Origin of the sequence: Ochrobactrum sp. Q0168 (assembly GCF_016427605.1) — a bacterium.
Lineage (GTDB): Bacteria > Pseudomonadota > Alphaproteobacteria > Rhizobiales > Rhizobiaceae > Brucella.
This window is the reverse complement of the sequence record NZ_JAELXQ010000004.1, coordinates 92,232-115,089: the sequence shown is the minus strand read 5'-3', so window position 1 is coordinate 115,089 and position 22,858 is coordinate 92,232. Positions and strand designations below refer to the sequence as shown.

Sequence of the window (22,858 nt, the reverse complement as noted above, 5' to 3'; positions counted from 1 at the left end):
TTATGTAGATAGAATGCAAAGCGCGATCAGCTTTCCATTGCGCCTTGTTGCAAGAGCGGTATAGGAAAGGCAGAAATTGAACGTTCGCGCGCTTCATTCGCGACGTGCAGAACTCCCAATTCTGTTCGTCCAGCCCAATCCCCATCGTTGAAGTGCGCCTTCGGAGGAGTGAATATATGCAATATTGCGGCAAGGCGCCTCGCCAGCTTCCCAAGGAGAGAAGGCGATGAACGCCGAAGTAAAGCGCGGGCACTCGGGTGCAACCGACAAGCCGGCCATCGAGCTGAAAAATGTCCAGATTTCGTTCAAGCTGGTCGACGGCGGTCGCTTCGATGCCGTTGCCGAAAGCAATCTCACGGTCGCGGAAAACGAATTCGTCGCCATCGTCGGGCCGACCGGATGCGGAAAGTCGACCTTGCTCAATGCCGTGGCCGGTCTTCTCACGCCTGCCCAGGGCATTGTCGAGATCAACGGCCAGCGCCTGCAAGGGCTTAATCGCAAAGCGGGTTATCTCTTCCAGCAGGACGCATTGATGCCCTGGAAGACCGTGCTCGACAATGTCGCCATCGGCCTCGAAATCGCGGGCACGGCAAAGTCCGAAGCCCGAAGGCAGGCGCAGGAATGGCTTGCGCGCGTGGGCCTTGCAAGCTTCGGTGATCGCTATCCGCATATGCTTTCCGGCGGCCAGCGCAAGCGCGTGGGTTTGGCGCAGGTGCTGATCCGCAATCCGAAATATCTGCTGATGGACGAGCCATTCGGCCCGCTGGACGCGCAAACCCGCGTGATCATGGGTGATTTGCTGCTCGATCTGTGGTCGCAGGACAAGAAGGCCGTCATGTTCGTCACCCACGATCTGGAGGAAGCCATCGCGCTTGCCGACCGCGTCGTCATCATGTCTGCCGGTCCCCGTGCGCGCATCATGGCGGAATATCGCATTCCGCTCGAACGCCCCCGCGAGATTTCCGAAATCCGCCTCGACAACCAGTTTCACGAGATTCACCGGGAAATCTGGGGCGCGCTCAAGGAAGAAGTCCTCAAAGGCTACCAGCAGACGAGTGGAGAACGCGCCGGAGTACGTTCATGAAAAAGCCAATGCTGTTTCTGGCGCAGCTCAGTATTGCTGTCGCCGTTATTCTCGTGTGGCACGTCTTCACGGCCACGCATCTTTTCGGCAATCCCGCCAAGGCGAAGTTTTTCTTCGCCACGCCGGGCGATGTTGCCTTGCGCACCTATAAATGGTTTGCGGAAGGCACGATCTGGTATCACCTCGGCATCACGCTGCTCGAAGCCATGTTGGCCTTTGCCATCGGCTCGATTGCCGGTGTTCTGATCGGCTTCTGGTTTGCGCGCAAACCCATATTGGCCGCTGTTTTCGACCCCTATGTAAAAGCCGCAAACTCGCTGCCGCGCGTCGTTCTTGCGCCGATTTTTGCGCTGTGGCTTGGCCTCGGCATCTGGTCCAAGGTGGCGCTTGGCGTTTCGCTGGTGTTCTTCATCGTCTTCTTCAACGTCTATCAGGGCGTGAAGGAAGTGAACCAGACCGTACTGTCCAATGCCCGTATGCTTGGCATGAACGAGCGGCAATTGCTGCGCAATGTCTATCTGCCATCGGCTTTGTCGTGGATGTTTTCGAGCCTGCATACCGCCGTCGGCTTTGCCGTCGTGGGCGCGGTTGTGGGCGAATATCTCGGCTCTTCGGCAGGGCTTGGCTATCTCATCCATCAGGCCGAAGGTGTGTTCGATGTGACCGGCGTTTTTGCGGGTATGCTCGTGCTGACCGTCTTTGTGCTCATTATCGACTGGGGCGTTTCCCTCATCGAGGAACGCTTGCTTGTCTGGCGTCCGAAAGCGGCAACCCACAACGCATGAAGGCGCAGCAATTTATTCAGGAGGAAAATCATGAAGATTACTCGTAGAGACGCCCTGCTGGGCGCCGCAGCGCTCGGACTGGCTGGGATTGCTTCCCGCCTGCCTGCCTATGCGCAGGATGCATCGGCAACGCCTGAAAAGCCCGAACTGATGTTCGGCGTCGGCGGCAAGCCGCTATTCTATTATCTGCCACTGACGATTGCCGAGCGCAAAGGCTTCTTTGAAGAGCAAGGCCTGAAGGCGACCATCAACGATTTCGGCGGCGGTGCAAAGTCGTTGCAAGCCTTGATCGGCGGTTCGGTGGATGTCGTCACTGGCGCTTATGAGCATACGATCCGCATGCAGAACAAGGGCCAGGACATCAAGGCCGTCTGCGAACTCGGACGTTTCCCCGGCATCTGCATCGGCGTGCGCAAGGACCTCGCAGGCGAGATCAAGACCATCGCCGATCTGAAGGGCCAGAATGTTGGCGTCACCGCGCCGGGCTCATCGACCTCGCTGTTCTTGCAATATGCATTGATGAAGAACGGCCTATCGGAAGATGCCGCGTCGATTATCGGCGTTGGCGGCGGCGCAAGCGCGGTTGCAGCCATCAAGAAAGGCGAAATCGCGGCTCTCGTGCATCTTGATCCAGTGATTACCCGTCTCGAAGTCGATGGTGATATCAGCTTGCTGATCGACACCCGCACCGAAGAAGGTACGCGGCAGCTGTTTGGCGGGACCAATCCTGCCGCGACGGTTTACGTGCAGCAGAGCTTTATCGACGCCAACCCGATCACCACCCAGCGCGTCGTCAATGCTTTCGTCAAATCGCTGGACTGGATTCACAAGGCTTCAGCAGATGACGTTGCCGACGCTGTGCCGGAGGAATATCTGCTCGGTGATCGCGAACTCTACAAGACCGGCTTTGAGAAATCGCGCGCCATGTATTCCGAAAAGGGCCTGATCGCGGAAGAAGGCTTCAAGAGCCTCTATGAAATGCTGAAAGCGCTCGATCCCGAGCTTTCGAGCGCGGATATTTCATTCGCGCAGACTTTCGACCCGCGCTTTGTGCAGGCGGCAAAAATCTGACAAAAAGACCGGGATCGCTTCAGATCCCGGTCTTATCCTATTTATATTGCATTACGGAATTAAACGCCGTCATGGGACGGACGGGCGATATGTCGCTTTAGCAACGCGGCTGCGAACTCGAAATCCTCAGTTTCAATGGCCTGGAGAATCTCCAGATGGTCGGCGCATGCCTGACGAATCCGCGCTTCGCATAGACGGTCAAATTCACAGGATTCCGTCAGTCTGCGCAAATGGTTCTGCCAGCGGATCGCCTGGGTAAGAAAACGGTTATTGGCCCATGACACCAGCGTTTCGTGGAAATTCGCATTGACGTCGAACCAGAAGCCATCCGGAAAATCGGATATCGGGCGTTCGAGTATTTCAAGTTGTTCTCTTTGCAGCTCCTGCAGCTCGGACTGAACCGGGCTATAGTCGGCTTGTGTCAGCGCACCGCATTCGATGACCACCCGGAAAGAATAGCTTTCATTGATGGCGTGTTCGTTGTCGAGCGCTTCCGCAAAGCGCCAGCCATATCCGGGAAGTCTCTCGGCCAGCCCTTCGGCGGCAAAGCGCATCAATGTCCGGCGCACCGTTCCACGGGTCACTTCGAACTGCTCCGCCAGCGCGGCCTCTGAAATTTCCAGACCAATCGTGCCGGAAGCGCGCGCATTCATCAGCCTGTGATAGAGGTCTTCGAAATCGGATGGTGGCAAAATCTCGTTTGACAGCTCGTCCGGTTCTGGAAAACGCTGCAAGAGATAACCACGGTTCGGAGCCTGCGCGACGATGCCTCGCTGCACCAGAAGTTGCAGAACCTGCCGGACAGGCGAGCGCGAAACATGAAGCTCCCGCGCAATCGCAGCATCGGAAATGCGATCACCGATCTGCCAGCGCTCCTTGGTGATAAGCGCCAGCATCTTATGCGCAACTTCTACCTGAAGATTGCTCAAGCCGGTTTGCGCCACTGTTCCATCTGTCTGGGGTGCTTTCACGATGATATTCACGCGCGTAAATCCTCCATGACAAATTTATAACAAAAATCTGTACGCGCGGGAGATTCATTCACGCCCGGGCACACCAATGTGATCAGAGCGTGATGAGGCAATTGGATCGCAATTTTACTAATAATTACAATAATTTATGGCCGTCGAGCGACTTCGTTCGACCGGAACGGGCCCATTTCAATGCAGGAAACGGGCGCCCCAACAAAAAACAGGCGACAGATCGAAGACCTGCCGCCTGTTAATAACAATGGACTGGAGGTCACATCATTATCAGTCGATATTCCCAAGCCTCGTCAGACAACCCGACACGTTACTGCGAACATAAACCTAGACGAAACCTGTCTGGATACCGGGACAATGCCCCGATATCCGATCTTGATAAGCGATATTAGAACGAACGCTGGAAGCGAACGATACCACCCCAAGCGTCCTTCTCGACGACGCGGTCACGCCATTCGCCACCGAACTTGGTGTACGAAATTTCCGGGGTGATCGTGAAGCCAGGAACCAGCGTGTAGGCTACGTTAGCCGTAGCTGCAGTCTTGCCCCAATCGTCGTGTGCGCCCTGAATGTTGAAGACAGCCTTGTCGGTTGCCTTGAACTTCGCGCCGCCCCATACAGCCCAATCGCCGCCCCACTGGCCGTAGTTCTGCAGCGGGGATTCTTCCGAAGCGTAACCGCCCTGTACCCAAACCGAGAAGCGGTCGGTGATGTTCAGGTCGCCACGAACCTTTGCGGACCATTCTTCGATGACCGAGTCGTAAGCGGCGATACCGGCGATCGAGCCCCAGCCGCCCTCGTACTTCAGACCGCCGAGGATGTGCGGGGTGTAACCGTCGATAACGTAGCCCGAACCGCCTTCTTCAACAGCCAGGATAGCCGAGAAGCCGTTGCCGCCCTTGTAGGTGTACGAAATCTGACCGGTGGTGTAGGAGCCTGCTGCGATCACGTCATCGTTGATGACGCCGCCGAGGTAACCGGTGAAGGTGTGGAATGCGGATTCGTCGATACCGACCTTGAAGCCGCCGAGCTGGATGTAGCCGATACGGAAATCAACGCCCTGCGTCGTATAACCGTAATCACCATCTTCACGGCCATTGTTGGCGCCGTAGTTGAAGCGGGTTTCGGTGTAGGTCTTCAGGGTGCCGAGTTCGGTTTCCGAAGCGGTGTGGGTGCGCAGCGTGAAACGAGCGCCCTTGTCCCAGCCCTTACGGTCGAGACCGGTGTAGACGTCATCGCCGCCCTTTACGTCGTAACGGACATAGCCGCTGATGCGCAGGCAGGTTTCGGTGCCCGGGATGTAGAAGTAGCCAGCGCCGTAAGCATCGCAAACGCGGACGTATTCAACTGCTTCAGGTTCCGGCGCAACGATTGCGTCGGCGGCCTGTGCGCCGGAAACTGCAACGAGCGCTGCAGCGGAGCCGAGGAGAAGGCTCTTGATGTTCATTTCTGACCTCCAGGATCAAGTTGTTTGAAGTTTCGATTTTTTTACGAGTCGTTTTTTACGATTGCATAATACGATTTTCATTGATGGTTTCGTTAGTCAATGGCGTTTTTTTCCAATAAGATACAGACCGTTACTTCCATAGCGACCGTTGAAAATCTGCAACACCCGCAGAAACGCGCAACTGATCGATCCCCCACTTTTGCGGGAGTTTTGATTTTCACCTCCCGGTTGTCCGGGAGCACTGTTTTGAGGATTTCTGCACTTCACGATGGAACGCGTGCAGATAACGGAAACGGCTACATGCGGCGTGCAAGATCCGCGCATGCGAGCAACATCACGCACCGCATCCGCAGTGTGCAACCCATGGTCTCGACATTTCCGGTGGTAGCCAAACCCGCCATATTTCACCCCTCTCAAATACATCCCCGCAGCCGTTGTCCCCCAACGACCTTTGGAATGGACGGATGCTTCGCGCATTTCTGTTACAATCAGATGACGAACAGTGAGCGCTGCAACCAATATCGTTGTTTTAAATGATCGCGGGCAGAGTTCAGCTTATAATTTTTTATTATTTAGCGAGGGTTTAGCAAAATTCCCTACACACCCGCACTTTTTCTTCTATTGCCGCTGATTTTGGATTCACGCGGCTGGCAATGCCAGCCCGCCCCAAGCCATGTTTATCCCTTCGAAAGCGCAATCACCGGGTCCAGCCGCGAGGCATTTCGCGCAGGGAGATAGCCGAACACGACACCGATCAACGTCGAACACAGGAAGGCGGCCACAATCGACGTGGTCGAGTAGATCAGGCTGAAATTCGAGCTGAGCAGGCTAAACAGCAAGCCGAAGCCAAGTGCCGTCAGAATGCCCAGCACACCACCGATCAGGCAGACAAGCACGGCCTCGATCAGAAATTGCTGCAAGATATCACTTTGCCGCCCGCCAACCGCCATGCGCACCCCGATTTCCGAAACGCGCTCGGAGACAGTGACGAGCATGATGTTCATCACGCCGATGCCGCCGACAATCAACGAGATGATGGCGATTGCCGCCACCAGCAGCGTCAGCGTCTGGGTCGTGCTGGTGATCGTCTTGCGAATGTCGTCGGTGTTCAGAATATAGAAGTCCTTGGTGCCGTGGCGCTGCAACAAGAATTCAGTGACCGACTGCTCCGCCAGCGCCGTATCAATCCCGTCTTTGACCTGCAAGGTGATGCTGCGCAGCGAATTGCTGCCCAGAAATCGTGCCTGAACAGTCGTGTAGGGCAGATAAAGCGACAGATTCTGGTTGGAGCCGAAGCCGCCCTGCTGCGGCTCCATCACACCGACAATCCGTGCTGGAACATTGCCGATCAAAAGCACCTCTCCCACCGGATTGATATCGGCAAACAGGGCGTTCTTGGTGTTCTGGTCGATGACCACATCCTGCGCCGTTGTTCGCACGGCTTCACGATCAAAGAACTGGCCGTCGGCGATCTTGCTGCCCTTGGCGACAAAATATTGCTCGCTGACGCCGTTCACCAGCGCGTTGGACTCCTGCGAGCCGAAGCGCACCGTGCTGTTCGTCGAGACTGTTGGCGTGGCAGCAGCGACATAGGGCTGTTTGGATAATTCTATCGCGTCAGAAACCACCAGTGTGGTGATTTTTCCAGATCGCACATCGCCAAAATCCTTGCCTGCGAAGATTTCCAGCGTGTTGGTGCCAAGACTGGAAATATTGGCCAGCACCCGTTCCTGCGAACCGCGCCCCAGCGCGACCACACTGACGACGGAAGCAATGCCGATAATGATGCCAAGCATGGTCAGGAAGGTGCGCAGCTTGTGCGCCCGCATCGAGAGCAAAGCCATCAGAAAGGCTTCGCGGATCGACCCCATCAGCCCGTAAAGCGACAGCGAACGCTTGCGAGCCGATGCTGCATCCTGGGGGCTGAGGGCGCTTTCCACGATCTCGCTCTTTTCCACCGGATGGTCGGCGATGATCTCGCCATCGCTGATTTCGATGATGCGTTCTGCCTTGCTGGCAATCGACATATCGTGAGTAACGATGATGACCGTGCGCCCCTCGGCGTGCAATTCGCCCAGAATGCGCAGCACCTCTTCGCCGCTGTGCTTGTCGAGCGCGCCTGTCGGCTCATCGGCCAGAATGAGGCTGGCATTGTTCATCAACGCGCGCGCAATGGAAACACGCTGCTGCTGGCCGCCGGAAAGCTGACCGGGGCGGTGATGCAGCCGGTCGCCCATGCCCAGACGCGTCAGCAATGACGCAGCACGCTTGGCGCGCGTCGACGGATCGATCCCCGCATAAATCGCCGGTATCTCGACATTGCCGATTGCCGTCAGCTCGGGCAGCAGGTGATAACGCTGGAAAATGAAGCCGAAATGTTCGCGCCGTAACGCGGCCAGCTCATCGACATCCATGGCGGCGGTTTCCCGTCCGCCGATTTCGTAGCTGCCCGACGTAGGACGATCGAGGCAGCCCAGAATATTCATCAGCGTGGATTTACCAGAACCCGATGCGCCGACAATCGCCACCATCTCGCCTGCATTGATGGTGAGGTCGATGTCTTTCAGGACCGCGATGGAACTGTCGCCCGACGGATATTCGCGACGAACTTTTCTGAGGCGGATCAACGGTTCCGTCATGATCAGAAGCCCATCGGCGGGCCACGACGACCGGCCCGTGGAGCACTCGCCGCCGCACCTGCCGCCAATTCGCCGCTAATGACGCGTTCGCCCTCGTCCAGACCGGATTTCACCTGAACCATCACCTTATTGTTCAGGCCGATTTCAATCTTCTTGCGTGTGATCTCGCCCTTGTCATCGACCACGCGCACCGTATAGCGCCCATCAGCATCGGGCGCGCCCAAGGCAGAGGACGGAATGGTCAGGACATTCTTCTCCTGCCCGAGAACGATATGGACTTCCGCGGTCATATAAGTGCGCAAATGCCCGTCTTCGTTTGGGATGGTGAAAAGGCCGTTATAATAGATCGCTTCCGACGAGGAACTGCCCGAAGAAGAAGAGCTCGTGCTTGAGGAACTGAAGCTGCTGTCGCTCTTGATGGATTCTGGTGCTGGCTCCACCGATTCCAAGCTCGCTTCATAGCGACGATCCTGATCACCGAGCACGGTGAAATAGAGCGGCAGACCGGGTTTGACCCGGACGATATCGGCCTCGGAAATTTCCGTATAAACCGTCATCCGGTCAAGCTGACCGAGAATGACGATGGTCGGTGCGGATTGCGTTGCGTTGACCGTCTGGCCTTCCTGGCTGACGATGGACAGCACCGTCCCCTCAATTGGCGCAGTGATCTGCGTATAGCCGAGATTGGCTCTTGCAGTCTCGACGGCAACCCCAGCGGCCTTGATCTGCGCCTTGAGCGATTCAATCTGCGCCTGCGTGACATTCAGATCGGCGGCGGCCTTGTCGTACTCGGCCTGCGAAACGGCATGTTTGGCGAGCATGGCTTTCTGGCGCGACAGGGTTTGCTCGTTCAGCACCAGCGTCGCCTGCTTTTCCTTGAGCTGCGCGTGCATATTGGCAAGCGACGCCTCCGCCGTCCGCAGATTGTTTTTCTGCGTCGTGGAGTCGATCTCGGCAATCAGATCATTCGCCTTGACGGTCTGCCCCAGCTTTACTTTCACCGAAGTGATGCGGCCCGACGCCTGTGCGCCGACTGCAACCAGACGAACCGGCTTGACCGTTCCCGTGGCAAGCACCGTCACCTCGATGTCACTGCGCGTCACTGTCGCGGTCATCATTGATGGTGACTGTGACGACGATTGACTGCGCCAGTAAAAATATCCGCACACGATCACAGCGATGAGGACTGCGATCGTGACGACGAGACGTTTAAAGCGCATTCAGGGAACCTTGCGTTTTCTCGTGGATTGAATGTGACCTCTGAAACGGCCGAATGGTGCCGCATGATCAAGTGTCGGAATGGAAAAATCCACAAGAAATCTAAAACTGCGGGCAATCTTTTCAATGCCAGCATCGGCTGAACCAGCATATGAGACTGAAAGCAACTGCCGAAATGCGGCTGCCAAATCTTTGTGACCGGGATTGCGTTTAGCTGTTGGCGGCTGCCCGACGCGCCAGCGGATCAGGCTCTTTCACTGATGACGCGCCGCAAAAGATTATTGGCCGTGGTGATATCGGAATTTTCAAATTCCCTGAACAAATTCTGGTGCACACTGTCCAGAATAGTCTGCATGATGGAAACGACACGACGTCCCTCATCGGTCAGTCTGATCCGATTGGCCCGACGGTTGTTCTCATCCACCTCGCGGCGTGCGAGCTGAAGCGCTTCAAGCGCATCAATCATCCGCACCAGCGAAGCAGCCGTCAGCCCCATTTCCGTCGCGATATCGATTTGCTTGGCCCCATCGCCCACATGCGCGATCCAGAACAGACAGGCCGCGATCCCGGAATCCAGTCCAAGATCGAGTAATGCCTCATTGGCCAGCGACCGCCATATTTTTGCGGAGACAAGTATATTCGCCATCAAGTCGCGCAATAAAATCAATTTTTCTGCATCAATCGTCATCGACAAACTTCTTTTCCAATCACTCGCCCCAAAAGAACGATTAAGCCTCTCATTTTGAAATGCATGATTATACTATCAATTGAATTCGCAAAATCGCAACTTTTTGAAAAAACATGAGAAAAACACAATTAGTTATGCAATTATTTCATAGTTAAATTTCATGAAAATGAACATCTATTCTTATAAAATTAAAAATATAAATCAATATATATTATATAAATTGGTATCTCTTATGCAACATGCGTGCAATATCAACCTTAATTACTTTAACTATCGTTGAGACTTAAGTTTTGTCGCGATATAGATGGGCTATCAAAAGTTCACGCTGAATCGAGGCAACTCTTATGAAAATGAAGACCGTTCTGATCTCTTCGGCAGCAACGATGATGTCTTTTTCATCTTACGCTGCCGACACAATCGTCGCACCGGATCCGGAAGCCGTTGAATATGTGCGCGTTTGCGACGCCTATGGCGCCGGCTATTTTTACATTCCCGGCACCGAAACGTGCCTGCGCATTCACGGTTATCTGCGCTACGATGTGAACGGCGGCGACAATGTCTATACCGGCGTTGATCGCGAAGGCTGGGACAAGGGCGCGCGTTTTGCTCTTCGCACCTCGACCGCTTCCGAAACGGAACTGGGTACATTGCGGACTTTCACCGAAACCCGTTTTAACTACTGGGCGGATAACTCACGCAGTGAAGGTGATTACGGCGGCAGCAAGAAACCCAATGGTGAACGTGTTCGCGGTGGCGCCGGCTCGGACGTTGTCCTTCAATTCGCCTATATCGAATTGGGTGGCTTCAAGGTCGGCCTCGACGAGTCGGAATTCCACACCTTCACGGGCTATCTTGGCGACGTCATCAACGACGATGTGGTTTCTCCCGGCGCGTATCGCACAGGCAAAATCTCCTACACATTCGCAAGCAACAGCGGCTTTTCAGCGGTAATCGCTCTTGAGCAAGGCGGCGACAACGATAACGGTTACAGAAACCCTGCTGGCCACCATTATATCATTGACGGCTATATACCGCATGTCGTCGGCGGCCTGAAATATGCAGGCGGCTGGGGCTCGATCGCGGGCGTGGTTGCGTATGATTCCGTTATCGAAGAATGGGCCGCCAAGGTCCGCGGCGACGTCAATCTGACCGACCGTTTCTCGCTTTGGCTACAGGGTGGTTATGCTTCGGAAGACGACCCGGACCAGATGTACGGGCAGTGGGGTGGCGACTGGGCTGTCTGGGGCGGGCTGAAGTTCAAGGCAACCGACAATGTGGCGTTCAATCTGCAGGGCGCGCATGACGATTGGGGCAAGACGGCTGCTGCCGCCAATATCGCCTACCAAATCGTGCCCGGCTTCACCATCACGCCAGAAGTCAACTACACCAAATTCGGCGGCGACTGGAAGCGTTATGAAGCCTCAAATCGCAGCACCACTGTCAACGATGCCTGGGGAGGAACCGTGCGCTTCCAGCGGTCGTTCTAATGGCTCTCATGGCATTCACCAGCACCACCAGCTTGTGATGATCTGACCTCCAGTCGAAATGACATCACAAAGGGGAGCAGCGACAGAACCCGCATCTGTCGCTGCTTTTCCCAATAAACAGTCTCTATGCAGACAGCCGTCCATAACTGGCCAGTACTTCACGCAGCCTGTCGTGATCAATGGCCTGAACACGCAGGCGGTCATAGGAAGTCCCGCCCATATCTTCTGCTGCCAGCATGGCATTGACCACTGCCTCCTCTACGCCGTCGACCGCAGCGAGATAGAAGGGATCGAGCGGCTCGTCATTGACCACTTGCATCTGGAGGAAGGGCTCAGAGCGATGTTGCATCGGGCGCTGATTGGCCGTTGAGAAGGCCAGGAAAATATCGCCCGAATTGTTGCCGCCCGGTGTGCCGTTGCGACCGATCCCAATAGCAGCGCGGCGCGCCAGCCGCTGCAACTGATGCGGCATCAAAGGCAGGTCAGTCGCCAGGACCACGATGATGGAACCGCGTTCCTGCAACTGGCTTTGTGGGGTGCCGTCGCGCATATGCTGGCCAACCGGAACACCGGCAATCGTCAGCCAGTCGCGCTGACCATGATTGGCTTGCACCAGCGCGCCAATCGTAAAACTGCGGCCGCCGAATTCCACGACGCGCGATGACGTGCCCGTCCCACCCTTGAAACCATAGGTGATCATGCCCGTGCCGCCGCCGCAATTGCCTTCCTGTACAGGGCCGGAAGCGACGCTGTCGAGCGCCTTGCGCACATCGGCTTCCGTGACCGGAAAGCAGTTGATGTCGTTCAGGACGCCGTCATAGGTCTCCGCAATAACCGGCATGATCCAGAGAAAATCGTCAGTCTGGTAGGTCGAGGCATAGCGGTCCACCATCCAGCGGGTGGTGGCGTGATGCGCCATGCCGATGCCATGCGTATTGGTAATGACGACGGGTCCCAGAAAATAACCGCCATCCGCGATCCAGTGCGTGCCGGTCATTTCGCCATTGCCGTTGAAACGATGCACACCGGCATAGACCGGAACGGGCGTTTCCGACTGCATATGCGGCAGAATGGCGGTCACCCCGCTGCGAACGGGACGCTTGCGACCGGGACGCGGCTCGTTCTCGATGATCGTCTGAAAGCCAACGCCGACGCCATCAACATCGGTGATCGCATTGTGAGGCCCAGTGCGCCCGGTGAAGGGGATGCCAAGATCGCGGCCACGCGGTTTACAAAGAGGTATTTGTGAAGTCATGTCATTTCTGCCGGGAACGGGATGAAGATCGGCAGAAGTCGTAGCATCAACGCCTAAGATAAAGAAGAGACGCCAGCGATTGCCAGCTACGGACCATGACATATCAAACGATCTGTTCGTCCCTGTCGCTCCACGGGGCGGATTTCCCGAACGCCGGTAAAGCTCGCCTCAATGGACGATCCACAAATCATCCGAGAAATGCTCGAACCTTGCATCGATGCGGTATATCAGATTGTAACCGCAGTGCGAGACATGTATGATAAAGTACCGAATATCTGAGATATCCTTTAATGCGTTACGAATCCTCCAATGAGTCCATTGCTGAAAGCTGCTATCGCCGCATTCGGACCGATATTATCTTTGGGCGGCTGGCGCCTGCGCAGCGGTTGCGACTGGAAAGCCTGAAGGATTCCTACGACACCAGCGTCAGCACGCTACGCGAGATTCTGAACCGGCTATCGTCGGAAGGCTTTGTCGTCGCCGAGGGCCAGCGCGGCTTCGAAGTCGCCCCCATGTCGGATGCCGACCTCAAGGAAATCGCCGCGTTGCGTCTCCTGCTGGAAACCCACGCGCTCGAACAGTCCTTCGCTTTCGGGGGCATGGACTGGGAGGCGCAGTTGGTCTCCGCGCACTACAAGCTGGCGCGAATGGAGCAGATCATGGCGTCAGGAGACACCAGCCGGGCGGAAGAATGGAAGCGTTACGACTGGGAGTTTCATCAGGCGCTGATTTCCGCCTGCGGCTCCCGGTTGCTGATGGAAACCCATGCCACCGTTTTCGATAAATATCTGCGCTATCAGATGGTTGCGCTGTCCTATCGCGGCGACGTCGCCGAAAAGGAACATAAGCAATTGCTCGATGCCGCGCTGGCGCGCAATGCGACCGAGGCAAAAGCCATTCTTATCAAGCACATAGATGGCGGCGTCCAACATGCGCTGGCCGGCGGCACCCTACCCTGATGACCACTGCGTCGAACATGTCCGCCACGGAAAAGGAAACACCATGCTGCGGGAAGACAGTGCATCCACCGAAACCGTCAGCGATGTCGTTTTCCGGCAAATCCGCAAGGACATCATCTCCGGGACATTGCCGCCGCGGGCCAAGATAAAGCTGGAACAGGCGAAAGAGCGCTATTCGATCAGCGTTTCGTCGCTGCGCGAAATCCTCAACCGACTGACGACCGAAAATCTGGTCGTGGCCGAGGGGCAGCGCGGCTTTGAAGTCAGCCCAGCGTCCCGCAAGGAGCTTGAGGAACTGGCCGATCTGCGCGCGGTTCTCGAAACCCACGCCATTGGGCTATCCTTCGCGGTGGGCGATCTTGAATGGGAGGGGCGTATCGTCGCCGCCCACCACAAACTCGCGGCTGCTGAAAAGGTTTTGCTCGCGGGCGATGCATCGCGCACCATCGACTGGGTTCGTTACGACTGGGAGTTTCACCAGGCCATCGTGTCGGCGTGCAATTCGCAAACGCTGCTGACCACACTATCCTCGGTGTTCGACCGCTTTCTGCGCTATCACATGCTTGCGCAGACATTTCGCGGACGCCCTGTGGTCGACGACCACAAATTGCTGTTTGAACTGGCCGTTGCGCGAGATGTCGACGGCGCGCAAGCCGTCATACGCCGCCATATCCAGAGCGGCGTAGAGCATATCCTCAAAAGCGGACGCATCGTCTAAACCGTCATCCGCTCGATCACACCTGCGCGGGCGCGGGGCGTGAAAATACGTTTTATGCAAAATACAAAATCTCATATGATTTCGGTAAACTCGGTTGATTTGCCAAGCATCATCTGCCAAACATATACTCATACGGCCATCTGATCCACGGGAGAGGATCGATAGAGCGCCAGTTTTTGGGAGGAGGAACGAATGTTTAAATCGATGCTGACACGTCGCAATGTGATGCTGGGCGCGGCGGCGCTGGTTGCCGCTGCCGGGATGACCAAGCCCGCATCCGCGATTACGCCCGAGGAAATCAAGGCGCGCGGCAAGCTGATCGTCGGTATTCAGGGCGACAACCCGCCATGGGGTTTCGTGACGAGCGGCGGCCAGCAGGACGGTCTTGACGCCGATATCGCCAATCTGTTCGGCAAGGAACTGGGCGTGCCGGTCGAATTCGTACCGCTTGAAGTCAACAACCGCATTCCAGCCCTGACCACCGGTCGCGTCGATGTGCTTTTCGCAACCATGGCCATGCTGCCGGAGCGCGCCAAGGCCGTACAATTCAGCAAGCCCTATGTAGCCAACGCCATTGTGCTGATCGGCCCGAAATCCATGTCGATCAAGACCAATGAAGACATGGCCAATCTCACCATCGCCGTTGCGAAGGGCGCAGCGCAGGACACCCAGGTGACCAAGAACGCGCCAGCCAGCGCCACCATCCGCCGCTATGACGGCGATGCGCCGAGCGTTCAGGCTCTGGCTTCGGGTCAGGCGCAGGCCTTGGGCGGAAACATCTTCTATATGGACCGCGTCGAAAAAGCCCGTCCGGGCGAATTCGAAAACAAGCTCGAATTCCAGAAGCTCTATAACGGCGCCTGCACGCGTCTGGGCGAAAAGGAAATCAACGCCGCCATCAACAGCTTCATCGACAAGATCAAGGACAATGGCGAGCTGAAGAAAATTTACGACAAGTGGATGAAAGTGCCGGTTCCGGAATTCCCGGAAAAGCTGGAAGGCGTTTCCTTCACTGCCAACTGATCATTCCGCATTCCTGATTGCAGACGCTGGCTAAGAAGCATTCCCGGCAAAAGCGCGAAGTCGCTTTGCGTTCAAATGCATAAAAACAAGATTTGGATTGGAGCCGGGGGGCGCCAATCCGATCCAAAAATGCCAGCGTCTGCAACCGTTTCCTCCTGTCGTAAAACGGCCTGCCCGCCGTTACGGGAAGCACCATGTCCAGAACAATCTTCATCTTGAACGGCCCCAATCTCAATCTGCTCGGCGAGCGCGAGCCGGCGGTCTATGGCACCACGACGCTTGCCGATATTCGCGAACGGTCGATAAAAGTGGCCGAAACGCTGGGATTTACGGTCGATTTTCGCCAGACCAATTTTGAGGGCGAGCTGGTGGAAAGCGTGCATCAGGCGCGCAGAGAAGCCTGCGGCATCATCGTCAATCCGGCGGGCTATACATTCACGTCAGTCGCCCTGCTCGATGCGCTGAAAATGTTCGACGGCCCGAAGATCGAGCTGCATATTTCCAACGTCCATGCCCGCGAGAGCATCTACCACAATTCGCTCATTTCGCGTGTCGTGACCGGGATTCTGATCGGCTTCGGCGCGGATGGTTATGAGCTGGCTGTGCAAGCCATGGCAAAAATGGTCGACAGGGACTGACCGACAGGCTCTGGTCATCCGCCGGTCAATTGCAGCAAAGAGAGCAACGGCGATCTCGCCGCGCCTTGAAAAACAGACAGAGCGAACGATGAATTACACCCTGGATTTCACGCCGGTCATCGATGGCCTTCCCAACCTGCTGCTTGCCTGTCTGGGCACCTTTACCCTGGCCATATTCGGCATGTTGCTGGCAATCGTCATCGGTATTGGCGGCGTCCTGCTGCGCGGCTCGCGCTACTGGTTTCTGCGCTGGCTGGTCATCGGTTTTGTCGAACTGATCCGCAACACGCCATTTCTCGTCCAGATCTTCTTCATCTATTTCGCATTGCCGCTTGCCGGTGTCCGGCTCGATCCGACGCCGACCGCCATCATCGCGCTCGGGATCAATGGCGGGGCCTATGCCATCGAAATCATCCGCGGCGGCGTTCAATCCATTCCGAAAGGCCAGATCGAAGCCGGTATCGCGCTTGGCCTGCACAAGGCGCAGGTCTTCCGGCTCATCGTGCTGAAACCGGCCCTGCGGGCGATCTTCCCGTCGCTGACAAGCCAGTTCATCCTGTTGACGCTAACGACTAGCATTGCCTCGGCAATCTCGGCCTATGAGCTGACTTCGGTTGCCCAGCGCATCGAATCCGACAGCTTCCGCAGCTTCGAGGTCTATTTCACCGTTACGGCGTTCTATCTGGTGATTTCCTGGGTCATGATGCGCCTCTTCTCCTTCATCTCGGCGCGCTATTTCGCCTATCCGGTCAAGTAGGAGGTTTCCCATGGGCCACGATGAATTCGTCTTCCTGCTGATCGGATTGAAGTGGACAGTCGCGCTTTCCGCCGTTGGCTTCGTCTGCGGCTGCACGGCTGGCCTCGGCATCGCCTTGCTGCGCACATCGGGCTTTCCGCTGCTGGAGCGACTGACCGCCGGCTATATCGCGGTTTTTCAGGGCACGCCGCTTTTGATGCAGCTCTTTGTGGTCTATTACGGCCTCGCGCTCATCGGCCTGAAACTCGATGCGTGGCTGGCCGTCGCCATTGGCCTGACGCTGCATGCCAGCGCTTATCTTGGCGAAATCTGGCGCGGCTCGATTGAAGCCATTCCCAAGGGCCAGACGGAAGCTGCGAAGGCGCTCAGCCTTCGCTATTTCTGGCGCATGAAATACGTGATCCTGCCGCAGGCCATCCGCATTTCACTGCCTGCGACCATCGGCTTTCTGGTGCAGCTGATCAAGGGAACCTCGCTTGCCTCCATCGTCGGCTTTACCGAGCTGACGCGGGCCGGAAACATCATTTCCAACCAGATTTTCGAACCGCTCACCGTCTTCGGCATTGTTGGCGCGCTCTATTTCCTGATGTGCTGCCCGCTGACGATTTTTGGCGCGCATCTGGAACGTAAATTTGCCGCGTCGAGCCGCTGAGCCCGATAAATGCCCGAACGCACGCGCAAGTTTCTGGGCGAGCTATTGCATCACTGACGTTATTACAGCCTGCCTGTAGCAGAGCGGGACAGAGACGCGCCGGAGACATCGCGCAAGATCTGGATGAGCATTTGCAGCGCCCCGGAGCTCGCCGTATCCGTCCGCATTGTCAGGCCCACCGGGCCGGTGGTCTCGCTGGTATCGATCGGCAGCATGACCAGTTTGCCTTCCGCCACATCGCGCGCCGCCACACCTTCGGAAATGATCCAGATCGCATCGCTGTCGCGAACGAAAGCGCGCCCGAAGGCATCCGATACGGTTTCCACCTGAATGGGCAGCGCGCCGATGCCGTTGGCGATCAAAAGCCGCTCCACGAACGGACGGATGATCGAATTTTGCGTCGGCATCAGCACCGGATAATCCGCCAGATGATCGAAAACCGGTCGCCCGTCGGTCAGCGGATGCCCTGCCCGGACCAGAAACCGCACCTGTTCGGAATAGAGATGCTCGAAGGAAAAGCCGGTCATCTTTTCCGGCGCGGCCAGACGCCCGACAACGAGGTCAAGATCGCCCACGCGCAATTGCTCCAGCAGAACGGCATTCTCGCCCGTGACAATCTTGACCCGGCTCCCCGCCTTTTCCGCCAGAAACAGGCTCATGGCTTCGGGCATGATGCGGGTGGAAACTGTCGGCAAAGCGCCGATGCGGATGGGTGGGCCGGAACCGTCCAACTCATGCGAAACGGAATCCAGCCCCTGCCGCAAGGCCGTCAGCGCCGTGCCCGCATGGCGCAAAAATACCTCGCCAAAACGCGTCAGGCGAATGCCGCGACCGTCACGCTCCAGAACCGGGACACCCAGCACCTCCTCCAGTTCGCGGATTGTCTTGGTGACGGCGGGCTGGCTGATATTCAAAATCTCGGACGCCTTGACCACACTCTTCTGCCGCGCCACTTCAACGAAGGTGTGCAGATGGCGAAATTTGATCCTGTTCCCGATCACCTGTTCAATAACCTATAAGTTATGAGTTTGACTGATAATATCATTTTACTTAACCAATTGGAAAGCGCAACACTGCTGATCAAGAGGAGAAAGCCGTGCAATTCGCCAAGGTAAATGACGTCGTGCTTCACTATGATTTGCAGTGGCGCGGAGATGAAAAGCCTGTTCTGGTTTTCATCAATTCGCTGGGAACCGACATGCGCATCTGGGATGATGTTCGGGCAAAGCTCGGCAACGATCTCCCGACACTGGTTTACGACAAACGCGGACACGGCCTTTCCGATATTGGCAACACCCCTTACACCATCGCACTTCTGGCGCAGGATCTGATCGCGCTACTGGAAAAACTGTCGATCCGCCGCGTGGTTCTGTGCGGTCTTTCGGTCGGCGGTCTGATTGCGCAGGGTGTTTATGCCGCCCGCCCAGATCTCGTCGTGGGCCTGATCCTCTCCAACACCGCGCACAAGATCGGAACGGCGGATATGTGGAACGCCCGCATCGACGCCATTACGCAAAACGGTCTGGCCAGCATTCTCGACGGCACCATGCCGCGCTGGTTCACCGACGATTTCCGGAAGCCGGACAATGACGCATTCCGCGCCTATTGCAACATGTTCGTCCGCCAGCCGCTCGATGGCTATGCGGCCACCTGCGCGGCTTTGCGCGATGCGGATTTCACGCAAACGGCGAAGGCGATTTCCGTGCCCGTGCTTTGTATCGTCGGTGATCAGGATGGTTCGACGCCGCCAGCCCTCGTCAAGGAACTGGCAAGCCTCGTGCCCGGTGCGACTTTCGCTGAAATCGCGCATAGCGGCCACATACCCTGCGTGGAACAGCCAGACGCCTATGTCTCGCTGTTGCGCGATTTTCTTTCAACCCGCCTTTCAAATTAAGCTTCCAGGGAGAATAGCATGGGTGACACTGCCGAGCGCTCCGAGCGTTACAAGCTTGGAATGAGCGTCCGTCGCTCGGTTCTGGGCGACGCGCATGTGGACCGGGCATCGAATAGCGCCACGGGTCTCGATGCGCCGTTCCAGGAGCTTATCACCGAAACGGCATGGGGAACGGTCTGGTCGCGTCCGCAATGGACCAAGCGCGAGCGCTCCATGGTGACGATTGCGCTTCTGGCCGCACTCGGTCAGGACGATGAAGTTGCGATGCATATCCGCGCCACGAAGAATACCGGCGCGACCAAGGAAGACATCTGCGAAGCTCTGCTGCATGTTGCGATTTATGCGGGCGTGCCTGCATCGAACCACGCATTCAAGATCGCCAAACAGACCTACGCGCAGATGGAAGCGGAGGAAGCCGAGAAATGAAAAACACACCGCCGGAAACGACCCCCTTTTTCGCTCGCGATCTCGCCATGCATCCACCGGCCTATACGCCGTGGTACAAGACCTCCGTTCTGCGTTCGCCCACCCGCGCACTGCTGTCGCTGGAAGGCACCAAGAGCGAGATCACCGGCCCGGTTTTCGGCCATGGCATGTTGAACGAACTCGATAACGACCTGATACGCAATTATGCGCGCCCTGGCGAAATGCCGGTCGGCCCGCGCATTCTGGTGCATGGTCGCGTGCTTGACGAAAGCAATCGCCCGGTTCCCGGCGCCCTTGTCGAATTCTGGCAGGCCAATGCCGGCGGTCGCTACCGCCACAAGAAAGAAACCTATCTCGCCGCCATCGATCCGAATTTCGGCGGGGTTGGTCGCACCATCACCGACGAGAACGGCTATTACTGGTTCAAGACGATTCAGCCCGGCGCCTATCCCTGGCCAAACGGCGTCAATGACTGGCGCCCGGCGCATATCCATTTCTCGATCTTCGGCCACGGCTTCTCGCAGCGTCTGATCACCCAGATGTATTTCGAAGGCGATCCGCTGATCTGGCGCTGCCCGATTGTGAAGACCATTCCCGACAAGAGCGCCATCGAACGCCTCGTCGCACCACTCGACATGAATGCGGCCCTGCCGATGGACATGCTGGCCTACAAATTTGATATTGTGTTGCGCGGACGCCGCTCGACTTTCTTTGAAAACCGGCCGGAGGGCAACTGATATGGTACAGCCGCTGGGTTATCTCAAGGAAAGCGCATCGCAGACCGCAGGCCCTTACGTCCATATCGGATTGACGCCGAATTTCGTCGGCATCCATGGCGTTTTTGCGGAAGATCTCGGCTCGGGCCCGCTCACCAACGACAAGACGCTGGGCGAGCGCGTGACCATCAAGGGTCGCGTGATCGACGGCATGGGCGCGCCGCTGCGCGATGCGCTGGTGGAAATCTGGCAGGCCGACGCCAAAGGGCTCTACAACAGCCCTTCGGAAACGGGCGGCAAGGCCGATCCCAATTTCCGTGGCTGGGGCCGCTGCCCAAGCCACATGGAAACGGGCGAGTTCACCTTCGAGACGATCAAGCCCGGTCGCGTTCCCTTCCGGGATGGACGGCTGATGGCGCCGCATATCACCTTCTGGATCGTTGCGCGCGGCATCAATCTCGGCTTGCAGACGCGCATGTATTTCTCCGATGAAGCCGACGCCAATGCGGAAGATCCGGTGCTCGCGCGTGTCGAGCATCGCGCACGCGTCCAAACCTTGATCGGCCAGCGCGAAGGTGACATCTATACTTTCGACATTCACTTGCAGGGCGAAAAAGAAACCGTCTTTTTCGATATTTGACCCATGAGCATTTCGGTCTTCGAGCATCCGTTTCTGGCCGGGCTTTTCGGCGATGACGAAGAGATTTTAAGTCTCTTCACGGCTGCGGCTGATATCGCCGGAATGATCCGTTTCGAACTGGCTTTGTCGGATGCCCAGGCTTCGCTGGGGATTATCCCCGTTGAAGCTGCCCATGCGATCAGGCTTGCAGCCGAGACTTTCGAACCGGACCTGTCCGTTCTTGAAAGCGGGACCGCACGGGATGGCGTGATCATCCCGGCGCTCGTGAAGGAACTGCGCAAGGCAACAGGCCCGGAATTCGCTGCACAGCTGCATTTCGGAGCTACCAGCCAAGACGTCATCGACACAAGCCTGATGCTGCGGCTTCAGGAGGCAAGCACAATTCTGCGCGGTCGGCTGCAACATCTGTCCGACCGCTTCAAATGGCTGGACGCGACCTTCGGCAAAAACGGCCTCACCGCCTATACGCGGATGCAGGCGGCCATTCCCGTCACGGTTTCCGACCGGATCACGAGCTGGCGGGCGCCGCTCGCCGATTATGACCGGAAGCTTGCCGCGCTTTCGTTCCCGCTGCAATTCGGCGGAGCTGCCGGAACGCTGGAGAAATTCGGTGAAAAAGGCCCTGCGCTACGCGCCCTTCTGGCGCAAAAACTCGGCCTGCATGACCGCCCGCAATGGCAAAGCCAGCGCGCTTTCATCGCCGAATTCGGCAGCCTTCTGTCGCTGGTTACCGGCACGCTTGGCAAATTCGGGCAGGACATTGCGCTGATGGCCGAACTTGGCGCGGAGCTTTCGCTATCGGGTGGCGGCGGCTCGTCGGCCATGCCGCACAAGCAAAACCCGGTCGGCGCTGAAGTGCTGGTCAGCCTTGCCCGTTTCAACGCGGTTCAGCTTTCCGGCCTGCATCACTCCATGGTGCATGAACAGGAACGCTCGGGCGCGGCATGGATGCTGGAATGGATGATCCTGCCGCAGATCGTGACCGCGACCGGCAGCGCGCTCAATCTGGCCTCGGCACTCGTGGACAAGATCCTGCGCATCGGCACCGAATAGATTTCACAATCCACCGATCAAATTCTGACCCGATCACCGTCTGGAAACGGAACCAATTGTGTTTTCAGGCGTTTAAGTGTGTCATTCCATACGGAGGGTTGCACATGAACATCTTGAAAAAGGCGTGCGCGGGGACCTTGGCGCTGGTCTTTGGTATATCATCCATTGTTCCCAGCATGGCTGCGCCGATGAATCTTGAGCGTCCTGCTCTCAATCAGAACGTCGAGCAGGTTCGCGACGATCGCCGTCCGCCGCGCGCTCATGTCAACAGACCGGGCCGCCCGCCCAGCAATGCGCACCGGCCAGGTCGTCCGCCGCATCATGCCAACAGACCGGGACGCCCACCGAGCAATGCGCATCGCCCCGGTCGCCCGCCGCACAATTCCTACCGTCCTTCGAACCGTCCCGGCTACTGGCATGGTCATCATGGCTCGCGCTACTATCGCAACGGTTATCGCCGCCACAGCGACGGCTGGTGGTATCCGCTCGCAGCCTTCACTGCGGGTGCCGTTGTCGGTGGCGCACTGAACCAGCCGCGTGTTGTGTATAGCAACAACCACGTGCGCTGGTGCCAGAACCGTTATCGCAGCTATCGCGTTTCCGATAATACGTTCCAGCCAAACAGCGGCCCGCGTAAACAGTGCGTTTCGCCCTACCGGTAACGAGCTGTAGATCGGACAAAGGAAAGCGCCCTGTGGGGCGCTTTTTTTGTTGCCCGCCGTCCT

At 57.1% G+C, this 22,858-nt stretch carries 23 protein-coding genes; 16 read left to right on the top strand and 7 right to left on the bottom strand.

What is annotated here, in order from left to right:
- Nucleotides 1-226 precede the first annotated feature (226 nt).
- From JAU75_RS10260 to JAU75_RS10250, 3 genes are read left to right on the top strand one after another with little or no spacing between them, the layout of a single operon-like run.
- The gene (locus JAU75_RS10260; RefSeq protein WP_199056427.1) at nt 227-1,084 is read left to right on the top strand and encodes an ABC transporter ATP-binding protein; all 858 of its coding nucleotides are present in this window, start codon (nt 227-229) and stop codon (nt 1,082-1,084) included.
- Nucleotides 1,081-1,869, top strand: coding sequence for an ABC transporter permease (locus tag JAU75_RS10255; protein ID WP_199056426.1), 789 nt, complete (start codon nt 1,081-1,083; stop codon nt 1,867-1,869). The genes JAU75_RS10260 and JAU75_RS10255 overlap by 4 nt, the downstream gene beginning before the upstream one ends.
- Nucleotides 1,870-1,899: 30 nt before the next feature.
- Nucleotides 1,900-2,940: an ABC transporter substrate-binding protein gene (locus JAU75_RS10250; RefSeq protein ID WP_199056425.1), complete on the top strand. Its 1,041-nt coding sequence runs from the start codon at nt 1,900-1,902 to the stop codon at nt 2,938-2,940.
- Between the two features lie 59 nt (nt 2,941-2,999).
- Here JAU75_RS10250 and JAU75_RS10245 read toward each other — a convergent pair whose 3' ends face one another.
- From JAU75_RS10245 to JAU75_RS10225, 5 genes are all read right to left on the bottom strand, one after another.
- On the bottom strand, nt 3,000-3,923 hold the full coding sequence (locus JAU75_RS10245; RefSeq protein WP_371836150.1) for a GntR family transcriptional regulator: 924 nt from the start codon (nt 3,921-3,923) through the stop codon (nt 3,000-3,002).
- A 388-nt stretch (nt 3,924-4,311) separates the two neighbouring features.
- On the bottom strand, nt 4,312-5,370 hold the full coding sequence (locus JAU75_RS10240) for a porin (RefSeq protein WP_199056424.1): 1,059 nt from the start codon (nt 5,368-5,370) through the stop codon (nt 4,312-4,314).
- 677 nt (nt 5,371-6,047) lie between these two features.
- The gene (locus tag JAU75_RS10235; RefSeq protein WP_199056423.1) at nt 6,048-8,009 is read right to left on the bottom strand and encodes a MacB family efflux pump subunit; all 1,962 of its coding nucleotides are present in this window, start codon (nt 8,007-8,009) and stop codon (nt 6,048-6,050) included.
- Nucleotides 8,010-8,011: 2 nt separating this feature from the next.
- A complete protein-coding gene (locus tag JAU75_RS10230; RefSeq protein ID WP_199056422.1) occupies nt 8,012-9,229 on the bottom strand; it encodes an efflux RND transporter periplasmic adaptor subunit in 1,218 nt (405 codons plus the stop codon).
- Nucleotides 9,230-9,471: 242 nt separating this feature from the next.
- Nucleotides 9,472-9,915: a MarR family transcriptional regulator gene (locus JAU75_RS10225; RefSeq protein WP_210339261.1), complete on the bottom strand. Its 444-nt coding sequence runs from the start codon at nt 9,913-9,915 to the stop codon at nt 9,472-9,474.
- Between the two features lie 344 nt (nt 9,916-10,259).
- Between JAU75_RS10225 and JAU75_RS10220 the strand changes: the two genes are divergently transcribed.
- Complete coding sequence (locus JAU75_RS10220) at nt 10,260-11,402, top strand: porin (protein ID WP_199056420.1); 1,143 nt, start codon at nt 10,260-10,262, stop codon at nt 11,400-11,402.
- A 124-nt stretch (nt 11,403-11,526) separates the two neighbouring features.
- Here the strand turns inward: JAU75_RS10220 and JAU75_RS10215 are convergent, their stop codons facing one another.
- On the bottom strand, nt 11,527-12,657 hold the full coding sequence (locus JAU75_RS10215; protein WP_199056419.1) for a P1 family peptidase: 1,131 nt from the start codon (nt 12,655-12,657) through the stop codon (nt 11,527-11,529).
- A gap of 290 nt (nt 12,658-12,947) precedes the next feature.
- On the opposite strand from JAU75_RS10215, the gene JAU75_RS10210 reads away from it, so the two are divergent.
- The 6 genes from JAU75_RS10210 (at nt 12,948) to JAU75_RS10185 (ending at nt 17,404) form a co-directional block, all read left to right on the top strand.
- Complete coding sequence (locus JAU75_RS10210; protein ID WP_199056418.1) at nt 12,948-13,616, top strand: GntR family transcriptional regulator; 669 nt, start codon at nt 12,948-12,950, stop codon at nt 13,614-13,616.
- A gap of 43 nt (nt 13,617-13,659) precedes the next feature.
- The gene (locus tag JAU75_RS10205; RefSeq protein WP_199056417.1) at nt 13,660-14,334 is read left to right on the top strand and encodes a GntR family transcriptional regulator; all 675 of its coding nucleotides are present in this window, start codon (nt 13,660-13,662) and stop codon (nt 14,332-14,334) included.
- 192 nt (nt 14,335-14,526) lie between these two features.
- Complete coding sequence (locus JAU75_RS10200; protein WP_199056416.1) at nt 14,527-15,357, top strand: transporter substrate-binding domain-containing protein; 831 nt, start codon at nt 14,527-14,529, stop codon at nt 15,355-15,357.
- A 194-nt stretch (nt 15,358-15,551) separates the two neighbouring features.
- Nucleotides 15,552-15,995 carry a type II 3-dehydroquinate dehydratase gene (locus JAU75_RS10195; RefSeq protein WP_199056415.1) on the top strand — a complete coding sequence of 148 codons (444 nt, stop codon included), beginning with the start codon at nt 15,552-15,554 and terminating at the stop codon, nt 15,993-15,995.
- A gap of 88 nt (nt 15,996-16,083) precedes the next feature.
- The gene (locus tag JAU75_RS10190) at nt 16,084-16,752 is read left to right on the top strand and encodes an amino acid ABC transporter permease (RefSeq protein WP_140023936.1); all 669 of its coding nucleotides are present in this window, start codon (nt 16,084-16,086) and stop codon (nt 16,750-16,752) included.
- A 10-nt stretch (nt 16,753-16,762) separates the two neighbouring features.
- The gene (locus JAU75_RS10185; RefSeq protein ID WP_199056414.1) at nt 16,763-17,404 is read left to right on the top strand and encodes an amino acid ABC transporter permease; all 642 of its coding nucleotides are present in this window, start codon (nt 16,763-16,765) and stop codon (nt 17,402-17,404) included.
- A gap of 62 nt (nt 17,405-17,466) precedes the next feature.
- Here JAU75_RS10185 and pcaQ read toward each other — a convergent pair whose 3' ends face one another.
- Nucleotides 17,467-18,405 (bottom strand): pca operon transcription factor PcaQ, encoded by a 939-nt coding sequence (gene pcaQ / locus JAU75_RS10180; protein WP_199056413.1) that lies wholly within the window; start codon nt 18,403-18,405, stop codon nt 17,467-17,469.
- A gap of 95 nt (nt 18,406-18,500) precedes the next feature.
- Between pcaQ and pcaD the strand changes: the two genes are divergently transcribed.
- From pcaD to JAU75_RS10150, 6 genes are all read left to right on the top strand, one after another.
- Complete coding sequence (gene pcaD / locus JAU75_RS10175; protein WP_199056412.1) at nt 18,501-19,298, top strand: 3-oxoadipate enol-lactonase; 798 nt, start codon at nt 18,501-18,503, stop codon at nt 19,296-19,298.
- 18 nt (nt 19,299-19,316) lie between these two features.
- A complete protein-coding gene (gene pcaC, locus JAU75_RS10170) occupies nt 19,317-19,724 on the top strand; it encodes a 4-carboxymuconolactone decarboxylase (RefSeq protein ID WP_138784892.1) in 408 nt (135 codons plus the stop codon).
- Entirely contained in the window at nt 19,721-20,461 is a 741-nt protein-coding gene (pcaH, locus tag JAU75_RS10165) for a protocatechuate 3,4-dioxygenase subunit beta (protein ID WP_199056411.1), read from the top strand. The genes pcaC and pcaH overlap by 4 nt, the downstream gene beginning before the upstream one ends.
- A 1-nt stretch (nt 20,462) precedes the next feature.
- Nucleotides 20,463-21,080: a protocatechuate 3,4-dioxygenase subunit alpha gene (pcaG, locus tag JAU75_RS10160; protein WP_199056410.1), complete on the top strand. Its 618-nt coding sequence runs from the start codon at nt 20,463-20,465 to the stop codon at nt 21,078-21,080.
- A 3-nt stretch (nt 21,081-21,083) separates the two neighbouring features.
- On the top strand, nt 21,084-22,133 hold the full coding sequence (locus JAU75_RS10155) for a 3-carboxy-cis,cis-muconate cycloisomerase (protein ID WP_199056409.1): 1,050 nt from the start codon (nt 21,084-21,086) through the stop codon (nt 22,131-22,133).
- 104 nt (nt 22,134-22,237) lie between these two features.
- Nucleotides 22,238-22,795, top strand: coding sequence for a BA14K family protein (locus tag JAU75_RS10150; RefSeq protein WP_199056408.1), 558 nt, complete (start codon nt 22,238-22,240; stop codon nt 22,793-22,795).
- Nucleotides 22,796-22,858 lie beyond the last annotated feature (63 nt).